General features: G+C 62.1%; 8 protein-coding genes. 4 read left to right on the top strand and 4 right to left on the bottom strand.

Annotated features, from left to right (window positions below; translation table 11 throughout):
* On the bottom strand, window positions 1-575 hold a 575-nt coding region (locus FY112_RS02270), incomplete at its 3' end, for a TetR/AcrR family transcriptional regulator (protein ID WP_151517551.1).
* A 133-nt stretch (window positions 576-708) separates the two neighbouring features.
* On the opposite strand from FY112_RS02270, the gene FY112_RS02265 reads away from it, so the two are divergent.
* Entirely contained in the window at window positions 709-1,740 is a 1,032-nt protein-coding gene (locus FY112_RS02265) for an aldo/keto reductase (RefSeq protein ID WP_131642598.1), read from the top strand.
* A gap of 285 nt (window positions 1,741-2,025) precedes the next feature.
* Here FY112_RS02265 and FY112_RS02255 read toward each other — a convergent pair whose 3' ends face one another.
* Window positions 2,026-2,901 (bottom strand): helix-turn-helix domain-containing GNAT family N-acetyltransferase, encoded by an 876-nt coding sequence (locus FY112_RS02255; protein ID WP_131642696.1) that lies wholly within the window; start codon window positions 2,899-2,901, stop codon window positions 2,026-2,028.
* Window positions 2,902-3,049: 148 nt separating this feature from the next.
* On the opposite strand from FY112_RS02255, the gene FY112_RS02250 reads away from it, so the two are divergent.
* A complete protein-coding gene (locus tag FY112_RS02250) occupies window positions 3,050-3,862 on the top strand; it encodes a hypothetical protein (protein ID WP_131663640.1) in 813 nt (270 codons plus the stop codon).
* A 30-nt stretch (window positions 3,863-3,892) separates the two neighbouring features.
* Here the strand turns inward: FY112_RS02250 and FY112_RS02245 are convergent, their stop codons facing one another.
* Both FY112_RS02245 and FY112_RS02240 read right to left on the bottom strand, forming a co-directional pair.
* Window positions 3,893-4,714, bottom strand: a complete 822-nt coding sequence (locus tag FY112_RS02245) for a methyltransferase domain-containing protein (protein WP_151517552.1) — start codon at window positions 4,712-4,714, stop codon at window positions 3,893-3,895.
* Between the two features lie 29 nt (window positions 4,715-4,743).
* Window positions 4,744-5,076 carry a LysR substrate-binding domain-containing protein gene (locus FY112_RS02240; protein WP_348642715.1) on the bottom strand — a complete coding sequence of 111 codons (333 nt, stop codon included), beginning with the start codon at window positions 5,074-5,076 and terminating at the stop codon, window positions 4,744-4,746.
* A 167-nt stretch (window positions 5,077-5,243) separates the two neighbouring features.
* On the opposite strand from FY112_RS02240, the gene FY112_RS02235 reads away from it, so the two are divergent.
* Window positions 5,244-5,723 carry a VOC family protein gene (locus FY112_RS02235; RefSeq protein ID WP_077978548.1) on the top strand — a complete coding sequence of 160 codons (480 nt, stop codon included), beginning with the start codon at window positions 5,244-5,246 and terminating at the stop codon, window positions 5,721-5,723.
* 134 nt (window positions 5,724-5,857) lie between these two features.
* Window positions 5,858-6,289 carry a hypothetical protein gene (locus tag FY112_RS02230; RefSeq protein WP_077978549.1) on the top strand — a complete coding sequence of 144 codons (432 nt, stop codon included), beginning with the start codon at window positions 5,858-5,860 and terminating at the stop codon, window positions 6,287-6,289.
* Window positions 6,290-6,565 lie beyond the last annotated feature (276 nt).

Genomic DNA, 6,565 nt, shown 5'->3' with positions numbered 1-6,565 from the left:
ACCATGCGCCGGGCATGTTCGGACCCTTGGGCATAGGCGTGCATGCGTAGGCTGGCGGCTGTATGAAAACGATCCACGGCGGCGATATCGGTGCGGACCTCGCCGGCGGCAGCGGCGGCGTCGAGAAGCGAGCGAAGGGCCGGCTGCAGCCGCTGCTGGAAGTAGGCGGGCAAGGCATCGAAGGCTGGGTTGCCGGAGTGCAGGGCCGCCGCAAGCCCGCGCTTGGCAGCGATAAAATCCACGAAACGCTGCATCCATCTGGCCAGCGCTTCGCCCGGCGCATGTTCGGCGGCAAGGATCGGCGCAGCGTCAGCGCAGGCGTCGATTTCGCGGCGGAAGACGGCGACGACGAGATCGGAACGCTCGGGAAAATGCCGGTAAACGGTGCCGATGCCGACGCCGGCCTTCTCCGCGATCTCACGCACCGGGGCATCGACGCCGGAGGTCGCAAACACCGTCAATGCCGCCTGAAGCAGCCCGTCGAGATTGCGCTTGGCGTCGGCGCGCACACGCCTGTCCGCCCTTTCCCCGGGCTTCAGGCCGTCCTCCTGCTCTTTTCTGTCGTCGCTCATCATTCACTCACTTGCAAAACGGAACATTGTTCCGTATATAAACGGAATACGGTTCCGTTTATGCAAGCTAACACAGCGTGACGATGTTGGCCACATCGATGCGCACGAAGTCCGCCTCCCCAATAAAGGAACAGACATGCAATACCGCACGCTTGGAAGAACCGGCATCAAGGTCAGCCCCTATTGCCTCGGCGCGATGATGTTTGGCTCTGCCGGCAATCCCGACCACGAGGATTCGATCCGGATCATCCACAAGGCGCTCGATGCCGGCATCAACTTCATCGACACCGCCGATATCTACAGCCGCGGCGAATCCGAGGAGATCGTCGGCAAGGCGCTCAAGGGCCGGCGCGACGAGATCGTGCTCGCCACTAAAGCACATCTGCCGATGGGCGACGACCCGAACCGGCAGGGCAATTCGCGCCGCTGGCTGATCCGCGCAGTCGAGGATTCGCTCCGCCGCCTGCAGACCGACCATATCGATCTCTACCTGATCCACCGGCCGGCACCCGATACCGACATCGAGGAGACGCTGTCGGCCCTCACCGACCTGATACGGGCGGGCAAGGTGCGCGCCGTGGGATCGTCGACCTTCCCCGTCTCGGAAATTATCGAGGCGCAATGGGTTTCCGAGCGCCGCGGGTTGGCACGTTTCCGCACCGAGCAGCCGCCCTATTCGATCCTCAATCGCGGTATCGAACGCGAGGTTCTGCCCGCCTGCGAGCGTTACGGAATGGGCGCGATGGTGTGGAGCCCGCTGGCGATGGGCATGCTCACCGGCAAATACCGCAAGGGCGCGCCGCAACCCGACAGCGCCCGCGCCAAACGCTTCCCCAGGCAGATGAACGACGAGCGCCGGCTGGACGCGGTCGAACGGCTCATCCCGCTCGCCCAGCAGGCGGGGCTTTCGCTGGCGCACATGGCGATAGCCTTCACCATCGCCCATCCCGCCGTCACCTCGGCGATCATCGGCCCGCGCACGATGGAGCACTTCGACGATCTGCTTGCCGGCGCCGGGGTGAGCCTGACGGACGAAATCCTCGACCGGATCGACGCGATCGTCCCACCCGGCACCGACACCGGCCCGCTGGAGGCGGCCTATAACCCACCTGCGGTAACGCAGCCGAACCTGCGCCGCCGCCCGATAACGGAGCGCTTCGCCGCCTGACCGGCAGGGGTGAGGCCCGGTCCTGCAAAGCAGGAGCGATCGATCCAGTGAATCGATCGCAGGGCCGAACGCCCTGAGCCATGCGAAGGGCTGGGCAACGGCGGTGCCTCGCCCTCCCTCATTCCTGTGCCTGTCACAGGAATCCAGCCACGGCGCGTCGGCGCCGTGAATGACTCTCATCCAAGCAACAAACTCTCTCGCGCCCAAGGACTTGGGCGCACTGGATTCCTGTGACGAGCACAGGAATGACGGAGGAGAAGTGGGACAGCTCAAAGCGAGCGTCACTTAAAGCCGCTTCTCAAAGAACGTGTCCGGGTATGGGTCGTCATTGAAACGCTCGATCTCATTCCAGCCGGTTCCGCGATAAAGCTGTGTTGCCTCGGGCAGCGCGCTATTCGTATCCAGGCGCAGGAGCTTGATGGATAGCTCGCGGGCGATGTTCTCGGCGGCTGTCATAAGGCGCCTTGCGAGCCCAAGGCCGCGCGCGGATGGGGCGACCCAGAGCCGTTTGATCTCCGCGACCTCGCCACCATTACCCTTCAGCCCGACACAGCCGATCGGCAAGCCATCCGACATGGCCACCAGGAACGCGCCGCGCGGACGGATCATATCCTTGGCGTCGGGATCGCGAGAAAGCGATACGTCGAAACCCTTCTCGAAGCGGCGTGCTAGTTCGCCATAGTATTCGCGGAGACAATAGCTGACGTCCTCGTGCCGCGGGTCTTTCTCCTCGATCACGATCTGCTCACGCCTCAGCGAGGAAGCGACGATATCCATGGCGCGCAGCAGTTCGTCCGGGCGCCGATGGCGCGTCAGAAACGACTTCGCCTGCGCATTGGAAAGCGCTTCATAAGCCTGAAACTCGCAACGGCCGGTTTCGGTCAACCGGGCAACGCGGCGGCGCGCATCCTGAGGGTTCGGCACCGTCTCGATGAGACCCTCCTCTTCCAGACTGCGCAGCAGACGGCTCATCAGCCCCGAGTCAAGACCGAGATAATCGCGGATCACCGCAACATCCGATTGCCCCCGGCCGATCGAATTGAGGACGCGGGCAGCACCCAGCGGACGGCCGCGTCCGAGGAAAGATGTATCGAGAGCGCCGACTTCGGAGGTGACTGCACGGTTGAAACGACGGACACGAGCGACAGGGTCATAAGTCATATTATCTGACTTTAGTCAGATAATTTCTCCTGTCAATTCGGAGCACTCAAAGGAAGGGCATAAATGAGCCGCGAACTTCCCCCGCCATCCGCCTTGCGCAGCAGTATCGCCTCGCCTATGGGAACGACAACGTCCGCAAGGCCTTCCCGTGTTCCGTTTTGCCCTTCACGCCCTGATCGTTCTCATTCTGACGTTGCTGACGCAGATCGGCGGCATCGCCTATCTCGTGGCGCTGGCCGCCTCACGCGCCTGGGGCTTACGGCGATTTCTGGCAAAGCTTGCGATCTTCCTGCTTTGTTATGCCGGCGCCACCTTTGCCGCAGGCCTCGCCGCGCCGATCTTCGGGCGAGTTCGCCTCTCCTGCGTCGCCGGCGCGACGGACCGGCTCGTGGTCCGCTCCCCGATCTATTGCCTGCTGAACCGCAACTACGTTACACCCGAGCTGCGCGATCTGGCAAAGGCGCTTGCCGCCCACATGGACAAGGAATTCCCCGGAACCGTCACCGTCGCGCTGGATGCGAATTTCCCTTTCATGAACGGCTTTCCGCTACTGCCGCATCTGTCGCATGCCGACGGGAAAAAGCTCGACTTCGCCTATTATTACAAGAATGAGGACGGTGCCTTCCTGAATGGCGCCACCCGTTCTCCGATCGGCTATTTCGCCTTCGAGCAACCCGCCCCCGGCGACGAACGGCCATGCGAAGGGCGCAATGACTGGCTTACCACCCGCTGGGACTTCGATGCGCTGCAGCCTCTGTTTCCGGCCTATTGGATCGAGGAGCAGCGCACATCGGCCGCGATCGGCTGGTTGACGAGCGAAGGTGTGACGCGCTTCGGCCTGCAGAAGATCTTCATCGAGCCGCATCTGAAGAACGCGCTCGGCATCGCCGATAGCCATATCCGCTTTCAAGGTTGCCGCGCCGCCCGCCACGACGACCATATTCATATCCAGGTTGAGTGATCCTCTCTCCCGCCCCTCTCGCCTCGACTGTCACGAACGGCGGCGCGCCGTATAGATCGCCGTCGTCATGTTGCGTTCGACGTGTCCGCCAAAACGTGATGCGGCAATGTCTTCCAGAGCATCGAGCAACGCGCCGCGCTCGGCCGGTGGCAGCGCTGCGACGTTGGAATAGGTTGCATACAGCCTGCGGACGGCTACCGGATCGAGCGTCAGCGTCCACGAGAGAAATTGCGGCTCGTCGGCAATGAAGCCGGTGGCGGCCAGTTCCCCGACACGAGCGCCAGTGTCCAGCCCGTGAGGCAATCGCTCCGCATCGCCGCTCGACAGGCTCGACGGATGACTCGCGAACAGATGCACCGTTTCGTCGTGGAAGGCATCCGGCCGGCCCGCATCGCGGAAGACGTTCCACCACAGGGCGACGGCTCCATCCGGCCGAAGCAGACGATGGATCTTCTTCAGCGATGCCGTCGGGTCGAGCCAGTGAAACATCGTCGCGGCAGCGACCAGATCGAAGGAGGCCGGCTTGAGATCGGCGGTCTCGAAAGGCGCCTCCACGACATCGAGACAGGGATCGTCGATCGAGGTGCGAAGATAATCCGCAAGCCGGCCATCGGGTTCGACGGCAACGAGGCTGCGCGGCCGGTGACCGAGCAGCGCCATCGTCGCCAGCCCTGAACCGGCGCCGATCTCCAATATGTCGATGCCGGCCCTAAGACCGGCGCGCTCGCGCAGGGCCGCCCAGGTCGCCTGCGGATAAGGCGGCCGCGCGCGGTGATAATTGGCAGGATCATCGCCAAACGCCTCGCGGCCAAACCGCTGGTCAAGCTTTACCCTTTTCATCGCGGACTCCATTCGGCCGAGGCGCTGTGGCACCCGAGATCTCAAGAATGACTGATTTCGGCAAGGAGCCAATCACGAAATGCCTTCACCTTGCGTTGGTGGATTGCGCGCGGCGGATACACCACGAAGTATTGCGACGCGGATGTGAGCGCCTGTCTGAAAGGCCTGACCAGCCGGCCCGCGGCAAGGTCGGCGGCGACGAGCATCGTGCGCCCCAAAACCACGCCTTCCCCCTGTACTGCGGATTCGACGGCGAAGGTGGCAGAGTCGAAGGTCAGGCCGCTCTTTGGATCGACATCGCTAACGTCGGCACTGCGCAGCCAAGTCGCCCAATCGATGGGGAATCCGTCGTGAATGAGCGTGTGATACTTCAGATCGCCAGGCTCGCGCAGGGGATACGCCGAAATCTGGTTTGTCGTCGAGCCCTACGCTTCATATGTTCGGTATAGGCGCCGCGTCTCCTTTGTGAGACAGCATCGGCGCCAACGAGACGATCTGTGATTTCCTATCACCTATATCCGATGTTGCGGAGCAAACGACCATGGCAACGATTTTCCCTTTCCTCTGGTTCAACACCCAGGCTGAAGAAGCCCGCGATTTTTATCTCTCCGTCTTCAGAAACGCGAAGAAACTCGGCTCCACGGAGGTGCCGGACTGGGTCTCCGGAACGAACCGCACCGTGCCAATCGCCACCTATGATTTCGCGCTCGAAGACCTCAGGCTCAGGACATTCAATGCGGGGCCTGGCGACGGCTTCAACGATGCCGTCTCGTTCTTCGTCGAAACCAGGGATCAGGCCGAGACCGACTATTACTGGGAAGCGCTGACATCGGACGGCGGCTCGGAGCGGGCCTGCGGCTGGCTGCGGGACAAATTCGGCGTCAATTGGCAGGTCTGCCCCGAGATCACCCTCCGACTGATCGGCGATCCCGACCGCAAGAAGGCGGAGCGGACGCTCCAGGCCATGTACAAAATGCGGAAGATCATCATCGCCGATCTTGAGGCGGCCTACGCCGGCTAGTGCATGTCGCCCATCACATAAGGACTAAAGCGCGGCGCGCTTTAGTCCCATTGAACTCTTGGCTGGCATTGGCAATTGCGCCACGCACAAGCATACTGCTACCCGGGATGCCCGATTGGAATTGAGGGTGATCGATGGAGACTGCGGTCAGGGACCTGTTCGCGCGATATCAGCAGTTCTTCAATCGCGCGCTGGATGGCGATGTGGACTTGGATGCGAGCGCGTCGTTCTACGCTTCCGCGTTCATCGCAGCCTCGCCCTCCGGGGTCATGGCCGGAAAAAACGACGATCAACTCGGACGGATCATGGAGCAGGGCTATGAGCGGTATCGAGCGACAGGGACGAAAGAGATGCGGATACGCGATCTCAGGCTCTCCCCGATCGATGAGTGTCATTGCGTGGCTCACCTTGCCTGGACGGCGATCTACTCTCGACAGGACGCGCCGGATATCTCGATAGATTTCGATGTCCATTATCTCGTTCAGAAACTGAATGGAGAGCCGAAGATATTTGGTTGGGTTTCCGGCGACGAGCAGGCACTCTTGAAAGAATACGGAATCGTCTGACACAGCGCGTCCCCAACCGCGCAAAAACAAAAGTTAGACCATCTCTGCGCCACGGAGAAACCAGGAATGATATAGCCTCCGCGACGACGATACGATCCCTCGCCCGTCAGTGCCCGCCTTCGGTCTTGGCAAGCAGCCTGGCCAGCTCTTCGAGCTCTCCGGCCGAAAGGTGCCGGAGTTCTGCCGGCGGGCGATAGGCTCAACGGACTACGGCTCAGGAGCTTGGCCGCCCGCTACGGCAGATGACCGCCCGATCTACGTCAACCAGCGCACCTA

Origin of the sequence: Rhizobium sp. PEPV16 (assembly GCF_008919455.1) — a bacterium.
Taxonomy (GTDB): Bacteria; Pseudomonadota; Alphaproteobacteria; order Rhizobiales; family Rhizobiaceae; genus Rhizobium; species Rhizobium leguminosarum_Q.
This window is presented reverse-complemented; position numbering and strand designations above follow the sequence as displayed.

Coding starts and splice junctions, on each gene's coding strand:
- FY112_RS02265 (WP_131642598.1), top strand. CDS start 709: ATGCAATACCGCACGCTTGGAAGAACCGGCATCAAGGTCAGCCCCTAT.
- FY112_RS02255 (WP_131642696.1), bottom strand. CDS start 2,901: ATGACTTATGACCCTGTCGCTCGTGTCCGTCGTTTCAACCGTGCAGTC.
- FY112_RS02245 (WP_151517552.1), bottom strand. CDS start 4,714: ATGGAGTCCGCGATGAAAAGGGTAAAGCTTGACCAGCGGTTTGGCCGC.
- FY112_RS02235 (WP_077978548.1), top strand. CDS start 5,244: ATGGCAACGATTTTCCCTTTCCTCTGGTTCAACACCCAGGCTGAAGAA.
- FY112_RS02230 (WP_077978549.1), top strand. CDS start 5,858: ATGGAGACTGCGGTCAGGGACCTGTTCGCGCGATATCAGCAGTTCTTC.